Raw genomic sequence first — 20,062 nt, 5'->3', positions numbered from 1 at the left:
GTTGGCTGGCTTAGGCTGCCCCAAGCTTATCCTGTTCCTTTTGCCTTGGTTGTGGACATGGTCCGGGTCTTAGGGCTTCTGCCGCTGAGCACAGGTCGGACCGCTGGGCCCAAGAGAGCAGGACGCAGGGCGATCAGGTAACACACCCAGCTGACGCACCAGAACAGGGCCGCAGAATTTTCCAGGAGTTGACCATGGGCGGTTAGCGGTGCGGTAAGGCGGGTTGCGATGGCGCACCACAGCAGCACCATGGCGCAGGTCAGGCTGCGCGGTGCGCGTAGCGAACCCTCTGACGTGTGGGATGCAGCGCGGCCGGTGAAGGCCATGATCATGCCGGAAATCGCGCCGATGGTGAGGGCATGCAGGGCGTCTTGCGTGGGGTAGGCCGCCGGGTAAAACCACAATGATCCCATCAACAAAAGCCCGAGGGGAAGCCAGAGAAAGGCCGCATGCAGACCGAAGAGCAGCGGGTTGCGCCCTGTGCTGAAGCTGCGCCAGCGGGACATCGCCGCAAGCAGGGAAAGGGCGGCGAGAATCAGCAAGGCATTGGCGAAATCGGCGGCGTCCAGAAACAAAGCAAGGGCGCCACAGGCCAACAACGCAATGGTGATCACGCGCAGCCTTTCGTTGTAGGGCAAATCCAGAACAGGCAGGTTTTGGTGTTGACGCCAAGTGTTGGTGAAGGCCGGGACGGCACGAACGCCGATGGTGGCGATCAGGATGGCAAAGCCGATCAGCACCGCGCGAACAAGGGACAGGCAGGCGGCGACATCACCGGATTTAGCGAGAGCCATGTAAGTGGCTTCGACCAGGCCCAAAGCCAGCATTGCGAAAGCAAACGGAGTTTTGACATAGGCGTTTGCGGCTGCGATGCGCCATATCAGAAGGCCAAACAATGCGATGAAATAGAGCCCGTTACAAATCAGGATCAGGCTGAGGGGGAGGCGATCAGCCATGGCCGTTGTGAGACGGCCCAAGGCCCAGAACCCCATCAGCAGTTTCAAAATCAGACCCTGTTCGGGGGGCTTGGCCACCCAATTGGGCAGGGCGGTCAGCAGGTAACCGCCGACAGCCAGTGCGGCAAAGCCGAACAGCAGCTCATGCACATGCCACAGCACGGTTGGCTCGAACGCCGGAGCCGGCAGACCCAGACGCACGCCCAATGGCCACCACCCGATACAGACAAGCGCCCAAAGCGCCGCGCCGCTGAACATGGGGCGATAGGGCGCGGCCCAGAATGATCGTGAGGTCACTCTGCCGGGACGGCCCGGTCGGCGGACCAGTCCGCGCCACATGCACCTTGCAGGAACCCATCGGAAAAGCGGGCGTCCGGCGTGATGGATTGAAGCTCTGCGGCTGTTGTTTGTGCCGTGGCATCTCCTTGCTGGAGGGCGTGATAGGCTGCGCAGATGGCAGGGAAACCCTGTGATTGCGGCGACAGGCGCAGGGCGGTGACGCCTGCGCGCGCCAGCGTGTCGGTCTGATAAACGGCAGCGGCGTGGGTGTCCGACAGGGTTTGCACACCGTTCATGGTCATGAACGGCTGACCTTCCAGCGTGTTGACCTGCAGCCCGTCCGGATCGTCTTCGCAGGCAAATTGGCAGTTGTCTTTGGTGCGACCGTGCAGGCGTGCGTGATAGCAGCGGCCCGAGATTGCCAGGGGCAGGCGGCCATGCCCCCAGACCTCGACAGCAACGCCGAGATCCGCGGCGGTTTTGGCCAGCACCTCAACGCTTTCCAACGGCAGTTCGGGGGGCAGGCACACCCGTGTGGCGCCCAGCGAAGCAAGCCATGTCAGCGTGCCTTCGTTGTAGACATTGACCAGCGGACCAACCCAGAACGGCGTGCCCTTGGGAAGATGGGGCAGGGCAGACAGGTCGTTGACCTCGACCGGCAGTCCCATTTCGACAAGATCGGCGGTCAGCTTGCGCTCGCGTTTCAGGGTGACCAGTGCAAGGCTGGTCAGGGCGACCTCTTTGCCTGCGTTTTGCAGCGTGTCGATCGCCTCTGCGATATGCTCCTGATAAAACGGCAGGCGTTTGGAACAGACCAGTTCACCCAGAACGACACGGGCAACGGGGGTATCGGCCAAAGAGGTGTGAAACTCCAGCCAACGGTCTTTGGACCAGAAGAACTGGGTCGGCCCAGCAGTGAGATCCATGGCTTATCTCCAGGTTTTCTTATAGGCGCCGGTGGTCATGGCCTGACCCTCGGACAGACGGGCCAACATGCCCTCGGGCAACGGGCGGCCTGCATCCAGCGCATCCACGGCGGCGCGGAAGTTGCGCACCACCTGCGCCACGTAGGAACGCGACCGTTGGCGGCCTTCGATCTTGAGCGCGGTAACGCCCGCCTTTTGCAACTGCGGGATCAGCTTCTCGGCGTTCAGGCTGACCGGGTCTTCGAACAGGTGGCCGGTTTTCTCACCTGCGCTGAAGCATCCTTTGCACAGGGTCGGATAGGGGGCGGCTTCGCCTTTGTTGACGCGGTGAATGATGTAACCGCCCAGGCGCGCATCCAGCACCCCGTTTTCGTCACGGTATTCCACATGACTTGCCGGAGAGCAGACGCCGTTCATATTGGGCGATTTGCCGGTGGCGTAGGACGACAGCGAACAGCGGCCCTCGGCCATCACACAAAGACCACCAAAGACAAACACCTCGGTTTCAACCTCGGTTTCGGCGTTGATCGCGGCGATTTCCGGCACTGAAAGCACGCGCGGCAGCACGACACGTTTCACGCCAAAGGTCTCGGCATAGTAGTTGATGACATCCGCATTGGCGGCGGCAGCCTGTACCGACAGGTGACGGCGCAGGCCCGGATGATGGTGTGCGGTGTGGGCCAGAAGGCCGGCATCGGCCAGGATCACCGCATCGGCGCCGCAAGCTTCGGCATCGGCCACGGCGCTGTGCCAGATGGCCTCGTGCCCGGCGCGCGGAAAAGTGTTGATGGCAACCAGAACCTTGGCACCATGCTGGTGGGCAAAGGCCACGCCCTCGCGCATTTCCGCCCGGTCGAAATTCAGGCCGGGAAAGTTCCGGGCGTTGGTTTCATCGGCAAAGCCGCAGTAAACCGTGTGCGCGCCCGCCTTTACTGCCGCACGCAACGCGGCAGGGGTGCCAGCGGGGCAGACAATTTCCATTACCATAGTTCTGCCTCTTCAGGTCTGCTCAGGTTAACGCCGGTTCTTCGCTCGATCAGTGCAAGAACCCTCTGCATGGAATGCGCCAATGGGCCGGACAGGTCCGAGAGTTCCTGCGCGAAGTCCAGCTCGGCATCATCGACGGCGTTGCGCAGGGCCAGCGCCGCGGCCGTATCGCCTTCGATCACCAGATCGCGGGAAAAGAACAGCGCGTCCCCGTCATATGCGCCGTGAACAAGGCCCAGCAGGGCGGCAAGCGGCCCGGCAATCCGTGCGGCACCATCTGCCGGGCCGCGCGTGACGGACACACGCGGGTTGCCGCCGTTCGGATCAAGACAGATCACAAAAGGCAGGTCGGTCGGATCAAGGATGAACCGGCTGTGATCATACTCACCCAGCCTGCGGAACATGCCCGGGTGTTTTTGGGCAATCTTGCGGGAAAAGGCGGACAGAATGGCCGACAAAGGGGCGAACGGCAAAACGCGCAACGGATAGGTGGCCACCTGCGGAAAGCGCGGAATCTGAGCGGGCGATTGGGACAAGCAGGGCTCCTTTGGCACGGTCGACATGTCTCTTGCCGGGCACTCATAAGTGTTTGCACGCTGTCGCAAGTTGACGATTGTCAATTTCGCTGTGGATTTTCGCTGATAGGCAGGCCGGGCTTTCTTGAACAGGAGCTCTCGTGCGATCGTTGCCCTCTTTCCCCAGCCTGCGCAGTTTCCTTGACTGGTGCGGGGATGCCAATCAGTTGCTGACGGTTTCGGAACCCGTCTCTGTCCGTCATCAGATGACAGCGGTTCACCGCAACGTGCTGGAACGGGCCGGCCCGGTGTTGCGGTTCGATTTTCCGGTGTCGGACGGTGGTATCCCTTCAAAAATGCCAGTTGTCGCGAACCTGTTCGGGACAACCGAACGCGTATGCGCCGGACTTGGGATCAAACCGGTGGAACTGGACGAGATGGGCGCGTTTCTAGCCGCGCTCAAAACTCCGACGCCTCCGGACGGGGTGCGGGATGTCCTGTCGCGCTGGCCGATGTTGAAGGCCGCTCTGGCGACGCGACCCAAGATCACCAAGTCTGGCCCTAGCCAGCAGGTTGTACTGGAAGGGTCGGAAATCGATCTGGCCTCTATCCCGGTGCAGACCCATTGGCCGGGCGATGCGGCGCCGCTTGTGACCTGGCCGGTGGTCATCACCCGACCTCACGGGTCCGAGGCGGGCAATGTCACGTCCTATAATGCGGGCATCTACCGCGCACAGGTGTTGGAGCGGGACAAGCTGATCATGCGGTGGCTGCCCCACCGCGGCGGCGCGGCCCATCACAGGAGCTGGGCGAAACGCGGGGAAAAGACACCTGTTGCCATCGTTCTGGGGGCGGACCCGGCCACGCTGTTATCTGCCGCGTTGCCTCTGCCCGAGACCGTGTCGGAAATGACCTTTGCAGGCGCGCTTAACGGCGCCCGCCCCCGTATGGTGGCCGCCAAGTCGGTGCCCTTGATGGTTCCGGCCGAGGCCGAGATCATCCTTGAAGGTTGGGTATCGCCCACCGAATCCGCGCCCGAGGGGCCGTTCGGAGATCACACCGGATACTACAACCGGGCCGAGCCTTTCCCGGTCATGCAGGTTACAGCCGTGACCCATCGGCAGGACCCGCTGTACCTGTCCACCTATACCGGACGCCCGCCGGATGAACCTGCGATCATTGGCGAGGTTTTCAACCGCCTCGCGCTGCCCACCATTCGCGCCCAGATCCCCGAGGTCCGCGACCTCTGGCTGCCGCCCGCCGCGTGCTCGTACCGCATGGCCGTTGTCAGCATCGACAAACGCTATCCCGGCCAGGCGCGCCGGGTGATGATGGCGCTGTGGGGGATGCTGCCGCAATTCAGCTATACCAAGATGATCGTGGTGGTGGATGACGATATCGACCCCGCAAACTGGGATGACATCGCCTGGGCGCTTGCCACGCGTATGGACCCGGTTCGGGATGTGATGACGCTGGAGAACACGCCGATGGACTATCTGGACTTTGCCTCACCACAACCCGGGCTGTCGGGGAAAATGGGCATCGACGCCACGACCAAGATCGAAAGCGAAACCAGCCGGGAATGGGGAACCGTGATGAAAACAGCGGACAAGGATGCGGAGTTTGCGGCGAATCTTGTTTCGCGCCTGATGGCAGGAGGAAGGTCATGAGCCAGCAGCGCGTGATTTTGGGCGTGGCCGGAGCCTCGGGTGCAGCGCTCGGGGTGTCAGTGGCGCGGCAGCTATCGGTTCTGGGCGTTGAGATTGACCTTGTCACCAGCAAGGCGGCAAAGCGCACGCTTCTTGAGGAATGCGGGGGGGATGCGTTTGAGACCCTCGGGGGATTGGCAACCCGCCACCATTCCATAGACAACATCGGCGCCAGTATCGCCTCAGGGTCGGTCCCGGTGTCCGGGATGATCGTTGCCCCCTGTTCCATGCGATCCCTGGCGGCAATCGCGCACGGTCTGGATGACAACCTGCTGACCCGCGCGGCCAGCGTTCAACTCAAGGAACGCAGGCGGCTGGTTCTGCTGACCCGTGAGGCGCCGCTAACGTTGGTGCATCTGCGAAACATGACAACCGTGACCGAGATGGGCGCAATTGTTCTGCCGCCGGTGCCGGCCTTTTATCTGAAACCGCAATGCGTGTCGGACATCGTCAACCAAATTGCGGCCCGTGCGATCGATCTGTTGGGGGTATCTGCCCCGGTTGCAAGCCAATGGGCCGAAGCGGGATTGATGCCCGAATCTAGTGCCGAGCCCGTGCGGTTCTGAACAGCAGCAGAAACACAAACACCGAACCGATCGAGGTCGTCACGATCCCCACCGGCAATTCCTGTGGGGCCAGAAGCAGCCTGCTGAGGATGTCTGACCCTGTCAGCAAGGCAGCGCCCACAATAGCAGCGGTGGGCAGAAGCCGGTTGTGCAGCGGTCCAGCGATCCCGCGGGCGATATGCGGCACCATCAGGCCAACAAAGCCGATCACCCCGGCGACCGAGACAAAGACGGCGGTGGCAAGGGCTGCGGCAAAGAACATGCTGAACCGTAGCCCCTGAACCGGCACGCCCAGCGTTGCGGCGGTCAGGTCTCCGGTCAGCAGGGCATCCAGCCAACGGCTACGATAGAGCGAATAGGACAGGATCAGCAGCAGTCCGGCGCAGACCAGTGGGAAGGTTTCCCAGCGGGCCAGACCCAGCCCGCCCAGCATCCAGAAGATGACCGAATGCGCCGCGCGGCTGTCGCCCGCGAAAATCAGGTAATTGGTGATGGCCGAGAACAGGAAGGAAACCGCCAGACCAGCCAGGATCAGCTTTTCCGGCGCACTGGTTCGCAGCCCGTGAACCAGCGCCAGCACGATGCCCGAGGCCACGAGTCCGCCACAGAACGCTGCCAGCGGCAAGGTCCAGAAGCCCAGAACATCGCCGGTCACAGTGATGACGAAAACGGCTCCGGCTGCCGCGCCCGAGGACAGGCCGAACAGGAAGGGGTCGGCCAGATCATTGCGCGTGGTGGTTTGCAGAACCACGCCGACAATGCCCAGCCCGGCGCCAATGACGGCCGCGAACAAAGCGCGGGGCAGGCGCAGGTCGAACACGATCCGGTGCAGGGGGGACATGTCCCCATCCGTCAGACCAGTGCCCAGCAAGACCGCGTCAAACGCATCCTGCGCGGGGATCGGCGTGGTGCCGTAAACGGTAGAAATCAGCAAGAGGGCGGCCAGAATGACCGCCCCCAAGATCAGCACAAGGCCCAATCGGCCCATTTCAGTTGAGGCCCGGATGCATGGCTTGGGCCATTTTCGAGATCGCCTTGATATTCGCCGGTCCGGGGGTCAGCTCTTCGTAGCGCAGGCCGATCCAGCGTTCGTTTTTCACGGCGTCGATCTGCGACATCACCGGATGGTCCTGCAGAAACTTGAACGTATCCGCTGCGCCATTTCCGGTCTGGTAGTCCAGCAGTACCAGAAATTCCGGGTTGGATGCGGCGACGACCTCCCATGAGGTGCGGCCCCAGCTGGTGTCCATGTCATGGGTGACGTTCTCACCGCCCGCAGCGGCGATCATCGCGTCGGGGATGGCGAATTTGCCCGCGGTGAAGGGCGCATCGGCCGGACCGTCCAGCAGGAACACGCGGGGTTTGGGCAGATCGGCGGTCTGGGCTTCGATGGCTGCCAGTTCGTCTTTCCAGCCGGATACCAGCGCGTCGGCCTTGTCCTCGACATGCATGACCTTGCCCAGACGCAGCACGTCGTCGAACAGCAGGTCCATGCTGGCCTCGGGGCGATCCTTGTCCAGATGCACGCAGCTTTCTGTCAGGATCATGGTCTTGATGCCAAAGGGCTCCAGCGTGCCGGGCGTCACGTCTCCGCCGGGTTTCATGCCGTAATACCAACCGGCAAAGAACAGGTCGGGTTCGACCGCGACGAGGTTTTCAACGGTCGGGTATTTCGGCGCAAGCTCGGGGATGTCGCCGCGCAGCGTGTCGAATTCGGGGCTGGTCTTGTACCAGCCAGTAATGCCGGTCAGGCCAACGATCTTGTCCTGCAGACCCAGCGCAAAGGCCATGTCGGTCATGTTCATGTCATGCACGACCAGCCGTTCGGGCTGAGTCTCGAAAACCAGTGGCGCGCCGCAATTGTCGACCGTCACCTCATGTGCAAAGGCGCCGCCTGCGAGGGCGGTGATCAGGGCCGCAGACCAGATTTGTTTCATTGGGGGGAGTTTCCTTGCTTTAGTTTGAAACGGGTGTTCTTCGGATATCCAGCGCCGGGATTACCCGGCCTTCGTGCTGGAAACACAGGTAGTCGACGCCGAACGTGTCGCGCACATGCGCGGGCGTCAGAACCTCGGCCACGGGCCCAAAGCTGGTCAGGCGGGTGGATTTCATCAGGGCCACATGGGTGGCGAATTCGGGGATCATGACCAGATCGTGCACGATCATGACCACGGTGATGCCCAGTTCGGCCACCAGCGACAGCATCCGGCCCTTGGCATCAGGGTCCAGATGGTTGGTGGGCTCATCCAGAAACAGAAGCGAAGGGTTCTGCGCCAGTGCCCGGGCGATATGTGCTCGCTGACGTTCGCCGCCGGACAGCAGGGCCATCCGCTTGCCGGCCAGAGCGTCCAGCCCGGTCAGGTCCAGTATCCGGTCAAGTTCGGCCGCGTGGGCGTCGGCGGACCGGTCGGAGCGGATCGGAATCTGACCCAGCGCAACGTAGTCGCGCAGCAGCAACCGACCGTCCGGAAACTCCTGCTGACTGACCACGGCAATCATGCGCGCGCGTTCCGATGCGGACATCTGTTTCAGGCTGCGCCCGTTGATCAGGACATCGCCCAGAACCATCTCGGCGGCACCGCACAGAAGGTTCAAAAGCGTTGTTTTTCCGGCCCCGTTTGGCCCGGCAATGGCCAGGATTGCACCCTTGTCCAGTTCGAACGACGCACCCTGCAGCAGGACATCGCCGTTGAGCGCATAGTATTCCAGGTCACGAGCAACCAGAAACGCGGGGTTGGTCATGGGCGCTCCTCCACGTTCATACAGGGCATGCGAGCCAAGGTTTTGGTGAACAATGCGCGCGGGCGGTCGGTGGCGTTGGTCCATCCGTCCACGCTGTGCTGATACTGCCGCGCAAACTCGGCCACTGCGTTGATGTCGCGTTCGGTTTGGATATCGCCGAACAGGTACTGCGCTTTGCCAACGGCCTGAAATCCAACGGTTGTCGGCCTTTCGCATCCCGCCATGCACGATACGGTCCGAACCGCAAAGCCCGCAGGCAGACTGCCCGCCAGCGCGGTGCGCAAGGCATGGGCATTCTCCGGACCTTTGCAGGTCTCGCAGATCAGCAGGAAATGATCAGGTGTTTGCGGCATTGCCCGCTCCGCTCGTTTTCAAACGCGCAGAGAAGGTGCCAATCATAGGAACACGTGTCAGACGTGTCATCATAGCCTCCTTCCAGGACGCCCCGCCCCGGGTTGGTTGAACATATGATGGCAGGTCTCCTGACTTGCGGGTCGATGCTAGGCCATCCTTCCCGGCCCAAAGGGCCAGTGGGTGTATGGCGTCGCTCACCGCTTACAGTTGCGGGGGCAGTCACGGAGTTGGCCAATTGACAGGGCCGCACCGTATTCCCTTTTCATCCCCTTTTTGGGGGAACCATCACCAGATTGACTGCCCGAGATGGCCTGATGCGTCAATAATAAATTTGATTCTTGGAGGTTTGTTTCCCGGCGCAGCCCTGCAGCGACAGAGCGCCCTGCAAAGACGACATTTGCAAAAACCCACTGGATTGATCCGGGCAGAGCGATAGAGTCCGAGCATGCGATATTGGTTTCCTCTTGCAACGATTCTGGCGCTGGTCCTGTGCGGCCCGTCAGCGGTGGCGGCTCCGGGGGTCGCACTGGACTGGTCCGATTTGCCGGACCCGTCCGTTCAAGTCTTCGATGACCCGTATCGCGATCTCAACCCGGAACAGTTCGACGATGTGCTTTTCGTCGTACGCTTGCGCGGCAGGCTGCATAAGGATGTGGGCAGCGCCGAAGAACGGCTGAAATGGCAGGAGCTTTTGATTGAGACTGAGGACGCCCTGGCGTCGGATGGAATCGATATCGACTGGCTGCTGGACCAGCGGCATGTCGTGGCCCGGAACCGAGAGCGCGCCGGTGCGGCAGGTAACCCCGAACTCGACGGTCAGACTGTGACGCTGGCAGGGTTTGCCATTCCGGCACCACCCGATGCGGATGGCAATGCCATAGCTTACTTGGTGCCTCAGCGCGGGATGTGCAGCCACATGCCGCCGCCGCCGCCCAATCAGATGATCCGGGTGCGGCTGAATGAGGACTGGACGCCCAGCTATGTTCACGAGCCCGTCCGCCTGACCGGAAAGCTGACAATCGATCCGTCCGAGCAGAACATGATGGTAGTGGACGGGTTTTTGCCCATGCGCGCGACGTTCCGATTGGATGCCGACAGCGTCGAACCCCTGGAAATTCAGGGCGATCAGCCGCAGCGGACGCAAAGCATTGCCGATCGCATACGCGCTGCAGGCAACCGCAAAACCGGCGGGGCGAAGACCTCTGACTGACGTGGCCGCCGGATCGGGACACTGCGGAATGGCTTGTAGATTGGTTCCGGAAAGAAACCGATCATCTTTGGTGATTTGACAAACCTCTGTCTCGGGGTACGCTGAGATATCTTATTTGAGTGTATGAGTAATTCGGTTTGAGCCTCTTGCGAGGCCATGGGTGAATAGATGAAACGCATTGACCTTGCAGAGGTTGCCGCCAGCGAATGGGACGTGGTGCTTGTCGGCAGCAGCTTTGCATCGATGTTCTTTGCGCACGCCCTGCCGCAGAATCTGGACATTCTCATCGTCGAAAAAGGCGGTTTCCGCCCGCATGAGGCGCAGCTTCGCGACGGCTGGCGCGCCGGAGAGGACATCACGCAGCGCAATTCGTCCGGCTTCCGGAAAGATTGGCTCAGTTTTATCGTTTTCGGCGGAAATTCGAACTTCTGGTGGGGTGATACCCCGCGGTTTCACCCGGATGACTTCCGGCTGCATTCCCGGTTCGGCGTGGGAATGGACTGGCCGTTCGGCTATGACGATCTGGCCCCCTATTACGAACGGGCCGAATACCTGATGGAGATCGCAGGGGGCGGGTCGGATCATATCCTGCCCCGCGACAAGCCGTTTCCTTACCCCGAGCACACCGGATCCCGCGCGGACGTCGTGCTTCAGAGTCACAGCAATTCCTGGGTGCCCCTGCCGACCGCGCGTTCAAATGGGGGCACGCGGCCCACCTGCTGCGTGAACGGCGTTTGCGGCATCTGTCCGATTGATGCGAAATTCACGATCCTGAACGGCCTTGAACAGATTGCACATCCAAAGGCCAGATATGTTCTGGATACCGAATTCCGCGAGGTGGTCGTTGAAGGCGGGCGCGCGACGCACGGGGTGTTGCGCGGGACGGACGGGCAAGAAGTCAAAGTCAAGGGAGCCGTGTTTGCGCTGGGCGCCAATGCCATTTTCAACGCGGCAATCTTGCTGCGGTCGGGCGTCACCTCCTCTGCGTTGGGGCGGTATCTGCACGAAGAACCCTCGCAATCCGTGATTGTCGATACAGCCACGTTGAAGAACTATTTCGGCGGCACGTCGGATACCGGCCACAGTTACCATTTCTATCACGACATAGACCGGTCCGAGGCGGCGGCGGTGCTGATCGAAAGCTCGAACGCGCCCCCCAATATCCGCGAGGAGCCGGGCAAGTGGACCAACCGCCTGGTTCTGACCCTTGTGGCCGAGGACCTGCCCATCGCCGAAAACCGGGTGCTGCTTGAGGAGGACGCCCCGGTGATCGAATGGACCGGGCACCACCCCTACGCCTATCGCGGCTTGCAGCGCGCGCTGGACGGATTGCCGGGTGTCATTCCGGATGAACTGGACAGCGTGACCGCAGGCGGCTTTCTGCCCAGCCAGGCCCATATTCAGGGCACCCACCGGATCAGCACCGACCCGGCCGAGGGGGTGGTGGATGAGTATCTGCGTCTGCACGAGGTTCCGAATGTCTTTGCCTTGGGGGCGGGGTCGTTTCCGACCTGCTCGCCCGCCAATCCGACCCTGACCCTGTCCGCAATGTCGCTGCGCGCGGCCGAGGTGGTCCGATGATGATCTCCAGACGAAGCGCATTGTTGGGAGGTGTGTGTCTGGCCGCTGTTGCGGGCGGGGTGGGGTTCGCCCTGCTGCCCGGCGGGATCGCAGCCCATGCCCGGCGGGTCATCGCACGGGTCTATGGCTCTGACATTGCCGCGCAACCGGCAGCACAGGCGTTTTGCGATGGGTATGAGACCTTTCTGATCGAAAAAGGTCTGTCGGGGCAGGTGGCGAATGCTATCTTCAACTTCAAAGCCGGGAACCTGCCTTATGTCGAGGGCAAACGGGCCAAGCTGGATCGGTCCATCGTGGTCAAATTCGCGACCTCGACCAATGTTGTGCTGTCCGCGGAAACGGGCGTCGAACTTGAGTATTCCGGTGTTTTTCATCCCATCGAAAACAGTTGCAGCAATCAGCTGTCCCATCTGGGGCTGTTGTCGGATGGCTCGGTCGCAAGTGCCGGGTGATACCTGGCAACCGGCCTCAGAGCGCTGAGGCAGGTTCCGTCGAGCTTGGTTGCGACGGATGTTTGCCCGTCAACCCCGCGGCCATGCGGGACAGGTTTTGCCTGCGCGTCGCCATTGCGCTGGTTTCCGGCAGGTTCAGGTGTTTCAGAATATCCGTCCAGCGGTTCAGCCAGTCATGTTTCTGCAGGGCGTTCGCAAAATTGATCCGCCGCATCCGTTCCTGTTCGGTTGGGTCATCCAGGATCGCCACAATCCGGTCGATGGCCTTGTCCGGGTCCTGCGGCAGCCGGATCACGGATTCGGGCCAGTCGAAATACTGCAGGTAATCCTCGGTCTCGGGCGCATAGCCCACTTGGATGGCCCCGCCCGCGATACCCTCGACATGCCGCGGTCCCCAGGCAATGTTTCCCTTTTTCTGATCGTCATGGCCGATCTTGGCGATATCGACCATGAACAGTTTGGAATGCTGGATCAGGTTGGCCAGCAGGTCCCGATGCACCTTGTGCTGCGCCGTGATCGGGGGCTTCGTGGCCGAGTCGTACAGGTAAAACCCTTGCCGCTCGGCCAGAATGGTCAGCAACCGATCATGCAGCTCCGGGCGTCGGCGCCCCATGCAATAGATGTCGATCGGGCGGTCTGCGGTCAGCGACTGCGGTGCAAACCGAACCATGTCGGCCGCGCCCGGCAGATGGATGACAGGTTTGCCGGTGATCCGCTGCAGCGCCTCGCAGGGCTCGGCAAAGGCGCTGGCGATCAGATCGAATTTCGACAGAGATTTAATCAGCGGCAGGTGCTGTTCGATCCCGCTGGTCCAGACCTCTTCCAGAACGCAGACCGCCAGACCGCAGCGCTCGCGCCAGTTCGGAACCGCATCCAGCGCCAGCAGTTCCAGTGGTTTCTGCGCATTGCAGAAGAACAGGTCATAGTTGCGGGTCAGGGGGGATTTCTGCACTCCGGACGGCCAGTATTGGAACAGGCTGCTGCGCCGCGACAGCCACCGCCTGGGGTTGAGCGGTATCCTCCCGCTGTTCGCAAGACGTGGCGCTACGATCTGGCAGTCTTCGATCTCGGCAATGACGTCCTCGAACTCGAACCCCGAGCAGCGCGACACATTGTCGTTGAGATTGCGCTGCGAAAAAACCAGGACGTTTCTGTCTGCAGGATTCAAATGCTCATCCTTTATCGGCACGAAATAAGTCCGCATTACACACGCAGAGTGTCATTTTTTAAACAGTTTATTCACATGCGCGCTTTGGCAGGTGGTCTCGAAAAACGGGATTTCGGTGGAAAAGCCCGAGAATCATGGAAACCGGGCCAATTGTCTGGTTAGCTTTCGATATTGCCTTCAGGTGCCAACAAACGGCGCAGCTGAATTTGACCGGCTTCGTCAGGGCATATTTTTGTGAATGAGGGTTGGTGTGGTTAACTAGTTGCAGTCCAAAGAGGCGGTTTTTAATGATTTTCACTGAGACGCATTTACCGGGCGCCTATGTTGTCGATCTGCACGAGATTTCGGACGATCGCGGGTTTTTTGCCCGTGCCTTTTGCGCAAACGAGTTTGAAAAGCATGGCCTGAAACCGGCCATTGCGCAGATAAACCTTTCATTCAACGAAAGAAAAGGAACGATGCGTGGCCTGCATTACCAGCAGGCCCCGGCGCGTGAGGCCAAGTTCATGCGCTGCATCACCGGTGCCATCTACGACGTGATCGTGGATATGCGCCCGGACAGTGCCACCTACCTTCAGCATTTCGGGATCGAGCTGTCGGCCGAGAACCGGCGCGCCCTTTACGTGCCCGAGATGTTTGCCCATGGCTATCTGGCCCTGACCGACGGGGCGCAGGCCTATTATTCGGCCAGCGAGTTCTACACCCCCGGTGTGGAACAGGGGCTGCGATACGATGACCCGGCGTTGAATATACAATGGCCGCAACCTGTAACGATTGTTTCTGAAAAAGATGCGGGGTGGCCGCTGATCCAATGCTGAGCCCGCCGCGATTCCAAGGAAAGACGACTTTCCCATGACGAGTGCGAAGACGAAAAAAACTACGGTGATGGTCACGGGGGCCGGCGGGTTCATCGGGCAGGCCGCCGTTCGGGACCTTGCCCGCCATGGACATCGGGTGATTGCGACTTACCGAAGCGATCCCCCTCCGAAAATCTATGGCGATGTGCATTGGGTTCGGGTCGATATGACCAACGCCTCGGATGTGGGGGCGATAATTCACCTGCATCGCCCCAGTCATCTGTTGTCTCTGGCCTGGTATATGGGGCCGGGTAACCAGCAGTCTCTGGAGAATTTCCGTTGGGTGCAGCATTCGATCGACCTGTTGTTTGCCTTTGCGGATGCGGGCGGCAAGCGGGTGACGTTCTGCGGGTCGTGCATGGAATATGACTGGTCCGAGGCGGTTAAGCTGCGCGAGGACAGCACGCCGCTGACCCCTTCCACCAAATATGGCGCGGCCAAGGCGGCATTGTTCACCGCCTTTGGACCGATGTGCAATGCGCTGGGTCTGTCCGGGGCCTGGGCGCGGCCATTCTTCCTGTATGGTCCGGGTGAGAACCCGCAGCGGCTGGCCGCGGATGTGATCCGCTCGTTGCTGCAACGGCGCGAGGCATTGTGCACCCACGGCCAGCAGAAACGCGATTTCCTGCATGTCGATGATGTGGCCACCGCGATGGGTGCTCTGCTGTTCAGCGATCTGCAGGGGCCGGTCAATATCGGCAGCGGCACGGCGATCCCTCTGGCCGAACTGATCCACGAGATCGGACGTCAGACCAAGGCCGAGGATCTGATCCGTCTGGGCGCCCGCGAGGCCCGACCGGGCGATCCACCCCTGGTCGAGGCCGACATCACCCGGCTGCAGGATCAGCTGGGCTGGGCCCCGAGATTTAATTTGAAAACCGGAGTCGCGGATACCATCGGCTGGTGGCGCCGCGAAATTGCGAAAGAGCGTTGATATGAGTGACCAGAATATTGTTATCCTAGGCTCCGGCATGTCCGGGTTGGGCGCGGCCCATCACCTGCACGGGGCCGGCGTGTCCAGCCGGATGTATGACAAGAACCCGTTTCCCGGCGGCCATACCGCCACCTTCGCCCATGACAGCGGCTTTATCTTCGATGACGGGCCGCATATCTCATTTTCGAAAGACCCGCGTATTCAGGACCTGTTCGCGGAAAATGTTGGTGGCGATTACGAAAAACTGCAGGCCTACGTAAACAACTACTATCACGGGGCGTGGGTCAAACACCCGGCGCAGGCCAATCTGCACAACCTGCCGGATGAGTTGAAAACCCAGTGTATTCTGGATTTCATCGAAGCTTCGAAGCAGGAGGTGGTTGAGAAACCCGCGAATTATCTGGAATGGCTGATTTCGGTCTTTGGAGAGACCTTCGCCACCCATTTCCCGGCCGTATATGGCAAGAAATACCACACGGTCGATGCCGATCAGATGAGCACGGTCTGGATGGGGCCGCGGCTCTATCGCCCTTCGATGGATGAGGTGATCCGCGGTGCGATCTTCGCGGAAACCCCGGATGTGCATTACATTACCGACTTTCGGTACCCGACCGAGGGCGGGTTCATCTCATACCTCAAGCCGTTCCTGGAAAAGACCGATCTGCATCTGGATCACAAGGTGGTGGCCATCGACCCCGAGGCCCGCGAGGTGACCTTCGAAAATGGTGTGACCGAGCAATACAAGCACCTGATTTCCTCGATCCCGTTGCCCGACCTGATCCCGATGGTCAAAGGCGCGCCGGATCACGTGCGCGACGCGGCGGCCAAGCTGGCCTGCACCACCTGTGTCACGGTGAACCTTGGCCTTGCGCGCGATGATTTCACACCCGCCACATGGACCTATATCTATGACGAGGACATCGTCTTTACCCGTCTGAGTTTCCCGCACAAAATGTCGGCCAAGACCTGCCCGCCGGGCTGCGGATCGATCCAGGCCGAGTGCTATTATTCGCACAAATACCGCCCGCTGGATGTGTCTCCGGACGATCTGATCCAGCCGGTGATCGACGATCTGGTGAAAATCGGGCTGATCGGGAAGGATGAGAAAATCCTGCACACCGATGCGCGGCTGATCACCCATGCCAACATCATCTTTGACCTCGACCGGGAAGAGGCTCTGCCCGTCGTGCATGAGTGGCTGGATCAGGTTGGCATCCACTATGTCGGCCGCTTTGGCGAGTGGGGATACCAGTGGACCGACGAGGCCTTCAAATCCGGTGAGCGTGGAGCCCGGACCGTGTTGGACAAGATCGGGGTGCCTGCCTAGGCGCCCGGTCAGGTGATCGGTTCGGTGCGGCGGAAATCCTTGTCCAACTGTTTTTCCTGCAGCAGGGCCTCCAACTGGGCAAGACGTTTGTACTTGCGGCCCTCGAAATCCTCGACCTTGAGATCACAGGCCTTGACCGCGTCATACAGCTGCTGCGCGCCGCGTACCGCATCCCATTTCGGTTCAAACCCGGGGATGTGTTTTTCGATCTTTGCGGAACTTACGCGGTAGGACCGGTTGTCCGGCCCCGCATCGGCGGCATAGTCGATCTGTGCGCCGGGCACCGTATCGGCAACGATCTCGGCCAGATCCCTGATCTGATAGTTGTTCTCGGTGCGGCAAACGTTGAACGCCTCGCCCGAGATCACCTTGGGGTCGGCCTCAAGCGTGGCGACAAAGGCGCGGGCCATGTCCTCAACATGGATGATCGGCCGCCACGGGGTGCCGTCCGACATCATCAGAATACGGCCCGAGGTATAGGCGTGCGCGATCAGGTTGTTCAGCACGATATCAAAGCGCATCCGCGGACTTGCCCCATAGGCGGTGGCAAAGCGCAGGAAGGTGGGTGTGAAACTGTCATCGGCCAGCGGTTTCAGATCACGTTCGGCCAGTACTTTCGACACGCCATAATCGGTCTGCGGGTTCAGCTGGCCATTCTCGTCGACGAAATCCTCACCCGCGCGGCCATAGTTGGAACAGGAGGAGGCAAAGACGAACCGCGACACTCCCGCCGCTTTGGCCTGTTTGGCCAGATGGATGGTGCCTTCGTGGTTGATCTTCTGCGTCAGGCCGGGGCGCAGCTGGCCCAGAGGGTCGTTGGACAGGGCGGCCAGATGCACCACCGCATCGAACCCCGCCAGATCATCCGCCGTCAGGTCGCGGATGTCCTTGCCCAGATTGGGGATGTCGGGAATGTCGCCGCCGGGGGCAAAATCGGCCCGGTCAAAGAGATTTATATCGCACCCAGTCACCTGGATTCCCGCCTCGGCCAATACCGGGGCGGTGACCGTCCCCACGTAGCCGAGATGACCCGTTAACAGAACGCTCTGAATGTTCCCATGTTGCCCACGGACGGTTGCCATTTTTCCACATCTCCTCAAGCCGGCGTTTGTCCGCCAAATGATCCATGCAATACCAGAACCCCGGATGGCGATAAGCCATCAGCTCGCCCATCTCCATCAGCTTGGGCAGCGGGCCTTCTTCCCACATGATTTCGTCGCCATTGACGCTGGCGATGGCATCGAACACGCCGGGCTCCAGTACGAAGAAACCGCCATTGATCCAGTCGGCGGTAGTTTCCGGTTTCTCCATAAACCCTTCGACCAGACCATCCTCGCGCACCTCAAGGTGACCAAAAGTGGTCAGTGGGCGCACCATGGTGATCGTCGCCAGCTTGCCATGCGACCTGTGAAAGGCGATCAGCGCGTCCAGATCAACGTTCGAGACCCCGTCGCCATAGGTCAGCATGAAGGTCTCATCGCCCAGGTAAGGTTGCAGCCGCGCCAGGCGCCCACCGGTCATTGTGTCCATGCCGGTGTCGATCAGATCGACGGTCCACGGGGTTGTCTGCGGTTCCAGATCCCCATTTGTATAGTCGGGTTCACCGAACAGTTCGCGCTGGCTGAAATCGATGCGCAAATTGCCCTGATACTGGCACAGGTTCGAGATGTAGCGCTTGATCAGGTCGCCCATATAGCCAAGCGCCAGTACAAACTCATGATGCCCGTAGGTCGAATAGTGCTGCATGATGTGCCACAGAATCGGCCGGTTGGCGATCTCGACCAGAGGCTTGGGACGGACGCGGGTCTCTTCAATCAGGCGAGAGCCTTTACCGCCTGCAAAAATGGCTGTTTTCAATGGTGCCTCCCCAAGGAACTGGTTACCGAACAAACGATTAAAAGTAAGAATACTAAGATTCGACACCACTCGGACCGCTGCTGTCAATCATTGTGGTCACACAACGGGCAGAAAACGCCGGAAACACCCCTATTGGCTATGTGCTGGCCGACTGAGCGGGTCTGAACCTCCTGATTGCTCTGCACCAGCGCCCGCTGGCGCAGGTGCTGGACGGTTTTTGATACTGTCCCGGACCGCCCGGGCGACCAGATGCATCTTGGTGATGTAGGCGACAAAGAACATCCAGTTGGCCTCCATCCGGCTTAACATTGAGCTTTCGGTCGTGTTTGCGAACAAAAAGGTGATCATCAAGGCAAGGGCGCAGACAATTCCGTCGCGACTGCTGAGAAACCGCATGTTGAAAAAGGAGGAAAAGAAAAATCGCAGGATGGCAATGGTCAGAAAAACAACGCCAATAAAGCCGGTGTTCAGCCAGGTCTCGATCAAGCCGTTATGCGAGTAATGGGGGGTAAAGCCAAGATTGCCCTTGTTGGACATCAGCACCACGTGACTGGATTCGGGATACCAGAACGTATTGTATCCCCAACCCAACCAAAAGCGGTCCATGACATAGGGCCAGGTGTGCTCCCAGATGGGAATCCTTTCCGACAAGGTGGGTTTTCGCCCGATCAGGGCAAACAGCGGATCCGCCAGCGGAGACGCCAGCAAAAAGGCGATGACGCCAACCAGCAGGACGGAAAGAAGGATAAAGCAAATCGCCCATGTCACCTCGAACCGGGGAATGAGCAGGCTGGCGACCAAGGCACTCATCGACACAAGCCCAACAACCTGTGACGTCCTCGATTCCGAGGCGACCAACAGCAGGAACGCGATGGCAAGTGTGACCTGAAATACCAGCTTCAGCTTCCCTCGGGTTTGTCCAATGGCATAGAACGCCGTCAGCATGGTCATGACACATGCGGCCCCCAAGCCGTTCTTGTGCAGGAAAATCCCGTTCCAGGTATCGCCCCAGGGCGGGATGCCTCGTGCCTGAGGAAGCGTGGCGATGGCCACAACCGTCAGGGCGATAACAGCCGCATAAAACGTGGCCATGAACATCAACAGCCCCCGCAGTGACATCATGCTGCCCAGAACAAGGGCAAATGTGGTTGTGACTAACAGGGGTATGCTACGCTCGAGCGTATACATGGGCATAGCGCTCTGCCTGGTCGAAATCAGCGCCAGGATCAGAAGAATCACAATTTCCGGAGCCGCAAAAGCACCACGAATGAGATGCCGGTAATACAGCGCAGTTACGGCCATGACAGGCAGCAAGAGCAAGATCTGTAGCTTGTTGGCCATTTTGTTCTGCCAAAGCACGATATTGAACAAGTCGGTGCCGAGACACAGGAAGAAAAACAGGCAAAGCAAAAGGATAACGTGGCGGAATGGCGGACCCGACACAGGCGGATTTGGTCTATTTGGGTTCAATGCCGTCATCGCGAAATCTGTCTTGCCAAATAGTAAAATGCCGAGCTGAAAATCCAAATCGGCGGTTTTTTCGAAAATTGCGAACCCGATAAGCTTACGAAGCCGCGGTTAAGTTGTCTATCTTGGTGCGGATCCAGACACACCAGTTCAATTTAACGCGCCAATTCGTGCC

20 protein-coding genes and 1 riboswitch are annotated in these 20,062 nt (G+C 60.2%); of the genes, 8 read left to right on the top strand and 12 right to left on the bottom strand.

The annotated features are described in order from the left end of the window. Window positions 1-26: 26 nt before the first annotated feature. From GOX88_RS11475 to ubiT, 4 genes are read right to left on the bottom strand one after another with little or no spacing between them, the layout of a single operon-like run. A complete protein-coding gene (locus GOX88_RS11475; protein ID WP_170401446.1) occupies window positions 27-1,253 on the bottom strand; it encodes an NnrS family protein in 1,227 nt (408 codons plus the stop codon). Then, window positions 1,250-2,161, bottom strand: a complete 912-nt coding sequence (gene ubiV / locus GOX88_RS11470; protein ID WP_170401443.1) for a ubiquinone anaerobic biosynthesis protein UbiV — start codon at window positions 2,159-2,161, stop codon at window positions 1,250-1,252. Before ubiV ends, GOX88_RS11475 begins: the two co-directional genes overlap by 4 nt. Before the next feature lie 3 nt (window positions 2,162-2,164). After that, a complete protein-coding gene (ubiU, locus tag GOX88_RS11465) occupies window positions 2,165-3,142 on the bottom strand; it encodes a ubiquinone anaerobic biosynthesis protein UbiU (RefSeq protein ID WP_170401521.1) in 978 nt (325 codons plus the stop codon). Next, window positions 3,142-3,684 carry a ubiquinone anaerobic biosynthesis accessory factor UbiT gene (gene ubiT, locus GOX88_RS11460; RefSeq protein WP_254436250.1) on the bottom strand — a complete coding sequence of 181 codons (543 nt, stop codon included), beginning with the start codon at window positions 3,682-3,684 and terminating at the stop codon, window positions 3,142-3,144. The genes ubiU and ubiT overlap by 1 nt, the downstream gene beginning before the upstream one ends. Before the next feature lie 140 nt (window positions 3,685-3,824). Here ubiT and GOX88_RS11455 point away from each other — a divergent pair, with 140 nt between their 5' ends. Together GOX88_RS11455 and GOX88_RS11450 are read left to right on the top strand one after the other, a co-directional pair. Beyond that, window positions 3,825-5,333 (top strand): UbiD family decarboxylase, encoded by a 1,509-nt coding sequence (locus tag GOX88_RS11455; protein WP_170401437.1) that lies wholly within the window; start codon window positions 3,825-3,827, stop codon window positions 5,331-5,333. Then, window positions 5,330-5,938: a UbiX family flavin prenyltransferase gene (locus GOX88_RS11450; RefSeq protein WP_170401434.1), complete on the top strand. Its 609-nt coding sequence runs from the start codon at window positions 5,330-5,332 to the stop codon at window positions 5,936-5,938. Before GOX88_RS11455 ends, GOX88_RS11450 begins: the two co-directional genes overlap by 4 nt. On the opposite strand, the gene GOX88_RS11445 is transcribed toward GOX88_RS11450, so the two are convergent. From GOX88_RS11445 to GOX88_RS11430, 4 genes are read right to left on the bottom strand one after another with little or no spacing between them, the layout of a single operon-like run. Next, window positions 5,913-6,926, bottom strand: coding sequence for a FecCD family ABC transporter permease (locus GOX88_RS11445; protein ID WP_170401432.1), 1,014 nt, complete (start codon window positions 6,924-6,926; stop codon window positions 5,913-5,915). The two genes, GOX88_RS11450 and GOX88_RS11445, sit on opposite strands and share 26 nt — an antisense overlap. Window position 6,927: 1 nt before the next feature. Then, window positions 6,928-7,875 (bottom strand): ABC transporter substrate-binding protein, encoded by a 948-nt coding sequence (locus GOX88_RS11440; RefSeq protein ID WP_170401429.1) that lies wholly within the window; start codon window positions 7,873-7,875, stop codon window positions 6,928-6,930. A gap of 19 nt (window positions 7,876-7,894) precedes the next feature. After that, window positions 7,895-8,680, bottom strand: a complete 786-nt coding sequence (locus GOX88_RS11435; protein WP_170401426.1) for an ABC transporter ATP-binding protein — start codon at window positions 8,678-8,680, stop codon at window positions 7,895-7,897. Then, window positions 8,677-9,033 (bottom strand): DUF1636 family protein, encoded by a 357-nt coding sequence (locus tag GOX88_RS11430; RefSeq protein WP_170401423.1) that lies wholly within the window; start codon window positions 9,031-9,033, stop codon window positions 8,677-8,679. Before GOX88_RS11430 ends, GOX88_RS11435 begins: the two co-directional genes overlap by 4 nt. 102 nt (window positions 9,034-9,135) lie before the next feature. Then, window positions 9,136-9,336, bottom strand: a riboswitch (cobalamin riboswitch). A gap of 143 nt (window positions 9,337-9,479) precedes the next feature. On the opposite strand from GOX88_RS11430, the gene GOX88_RS11425 reads away from it, so the two are divergent. From GOX88_RS11425 to GOX88_RS11415, 3 genes are all read left to right on the top strand, one after another. Continuing rightward, entirely contained in the window at window positions 9,480-10,244 is a 765-nt protein-coding gene (locus GOX88_RS11425; RefSeq protein WP_170401420.1) for a DUF3299 domain-containing protein, read from the top strand. A 168-nt stretch (window positions 10,245-10,412) separates the two neighbouring features. Continuing rightward, window positions 10,413-11,825, top strand: a complete 1,413-nt coding sequence (locus tag GOX88_RS11420; protein ID WP_170401417.1) for a GMC oxidoreductase — start codon at window positions 10,413-10,415, stop codon at window positions 11,823-11,825. Beyond that, on the top strand, window positions 11,822-12,277 hold the full coding sequence (locus GOX88_RS11415) for a hypothetical protein (RefSeq protein ID WP_170401414.1): 456 nt from the start codon (window positions 11,822-11,824) through the stop codon (window positions 12,275-12,277). The genes GOX88_RS11420 and GOX88_RS11415 overlap by 4 nt, the downstream gene beginning before the upstream one ends. A 16-nt stretch (window positions 12,278-12,293) precedes the next feature. Here GOX88_RS11415 and GOX88_RS11410 read toward each other — a convergent pair whose 3' ends face one another. Beyond that, window positions 12,294-13,445, bottom strand: coding sequence for a glycosyltransferase (locus tag GOX88_RS11410; protein WP_170401411.1), 1,152 nt, complete (start codon window positions 13,443-13,445; stop codon window positions 12,294-12,296). A 287-nt stretch (window positions 13,446-13,732) separates the two neighbouring features. Here GOX88_RS11410 and rfbC point away from each other — a divergent pair, with 287 nt between their 5' ends. The 3 genes from rfbC to GOX88_RS11395 are packed head-to-tail and all read left to right on the top strand — an operon-like array spanning window position 13,733 to window position 16,563. After that, a complete protein-coding gene (gene rfbC, locus GOX88_RS11405) occupies window positions 13,733-14,263 on the top strand; it encodes a dTDP-4-dehydrorhamnose 3,5-epimerase (RefSeq protein ID WP_170401409.1) in 531 nt (176 codons plus the stop codon). Window positions 14,264-14,297: 34 nt separating this feature from the next. Beyond that, window positions 14,298-15,236, top strand: a complete 939-nt coding sequence (locus GOX88_RS11400; protein ID WP_217354210.1) for an NAD-dependent epimerase/dehydratase family protein — start codon at window positions 14,298-14,300, stop codon at window positions 15,234-15,236. Window position 15,237: 1 nt separating this feature from the next. Further along, window positions 15,238-16,563, top strand: coding sequence for a protoporphyrinogen/coproporphyrinogen oxidase (locus tag GOX88_RS11395; protein ID WP_170401402.1), 1,326 nt, complete (start codon window positions 15,238-15,240; stop codon window positions 16,561-16,563). A gap of 8 nt (window positions 16,564-16,571) precedes the next feature. Here GOX88_RS11395 and GOX88_RS23430 read toward each other — a convergent pair whose 3' ends face one another. The 3 genes from GOX88_RS23430 to GOX88_RS11380 all read right to left on the bottom strand — a co-directional run bounded on the left by GOX88_RS23430 (window position 16,572) and on the right by GOX88_RS11380 (window position 19,947). Continuing rightward, window positions 16,572-17,579, bottom strand: coding sequence for an NAD-dependent epimerase/dehydratase family protein (locus tag GOX88_RS23430; RefSeq protein ID WP_367648071.1), 1,008 nt, complete (start codon window positions 17,577-17,579; stop codon window positions 16,572-16,574). Then, window positions 17,506-18,420, bottom strand: a complete 915-nt coding sequence (rfbF, locus tag GOX88_RS11385) for a glucose-1-phosphate cytidylyltransferase (RefSeq protein WP_217354209.1) — start codon at window positions 18,418-18,420, stop codon at window positions 17,506-17,508. Before rfbF ends, GOX88_RS23430 begins: the two co-directional genes overlap by 74 nt. Window positions 18,421-18,549: 129 nt before the next feature. Further along, window positions 18,550-19,947 carry an O-antigen ligase family protein gene (locus tag GOX88_RS11380; RefSeq protein ID WP_170401396.1) on the bottom strand — a complete coding sequence of 466 codons (1,398 nt, stop codon included), beginning with the start codon at window positions 19,945-19,947 and terminating at the stop codon, window positions 18,550-18,552. Between the last annotated feature and the right edge of the window lie 115 nt (window positions 19,948-20,062).

It is taken from the genome of Ruegeria arenilitoris (genome assembly GCF_013030985.1).
Taxonomy (GTDB): domain Bacteria; phylum Pseudomonadota; class Alphaproteobacteria; order Rhodobacterales; family Rhodobacteraceae; genus Ruegeria; species Ruegeria arenilitoris_B.
The sequence above is the reverse complement of the archived record's forward strand: the minus strand, read 5'-3'. Positions and strand labels throughout refer to the sequence as shown.

Bases quoted from the DNA above. Each gene is read 5' to 3' on its own strand.
- ubiV (WP_170401443.1), bottom strand. From the start codon at position 2,161: ATGGATCTCACTGCTGGGCCGACCCAGTTCTTCTGGTCCAAAGACCGT.
- ubiU (WP_170401521.1), bottom strand. From the start codon at position 3,142: ATGGAAATTGTCTGCCCCGCTGGCACCCCTGCCGCGTTGCGTGCGGCA.
- GOX88_RS11450 (WP_170401434.1), top strand. From the start codon at position 5,330: ATGAGCCAGCAGCGCGTGATTTTGGGCGTGGCCGGAGCCTCGGGTGCA.
- GOX88_RS11445 (WP_170401432.1), bottom strand. From the start codon at position 6,926: ATGGGCCGATTGGGCCTTGTGCTGATCTTGGGGGCGGTCATTCTGGCC.
- GOX88_RS11440 (WP_170401429.1), bottom strand. From the start codon at position 7,875: ATGAAACAAATCTGGTCTGCGGCCCTGATCACCGCCCTCGCAGGCGGC.
- GOX88_RS11435 (WP_170401426.1), bottom strand. From the start codon at position 8,680: ATGACCAACCCCGCGTTTCTGGTTGCTCGTGACCTGGAATACTATGCG.
- GOX88_RS11430 (WP_170401423.1), bottom strand. From the start codon at position 9,033: ATGCCGCAAACACCTGATCATTTCCTGCTGATCTGCGAGACCTGCAAA.
- GOX88_RS11425 (WP_170401420.1), top strand. From the start codon at position 9,480: ATGCGATATTGGTTTCCTCTTGCAACGATTCTGGCGCTGGTCCTGTGC.
- GOX88_RS11420 (WP_170401417.1), top strand. From the start codon at position 10,413: ATGAAACGCATTGACCTTGCAGAGGTTGCCGCCAGCGAATGGGACGTG.
- GOX88_RS11415 (WP_170401414.1), top strand. From the start codon at position 11,822: ATGATGATCTCCAGACGAAGCGCATTGTTGGGAGGTGTGTGTCTGGCC.
- rfbC (WP_170401409.1), top strand. From the start codon at position 13,733: ATGATTTTCACTGAGACGCATTTACCGGGCGCCTATGTTGTCGATCTG.
- GOX88_RS11400 (WP_217354210.1), top strand. From the start codon at position 14,298: ATGACGAGTGCGAAGACGAAAAAAACTACGGTGATGGTCACGGGGGCC.
- GOX88_RS11395 (WP_170401402.1), top strand. From the start codon at position 15,238: ATGAGTGACCAGAATATTGTTATCCTAGGCTCCGGCATGTCCGGGTTG.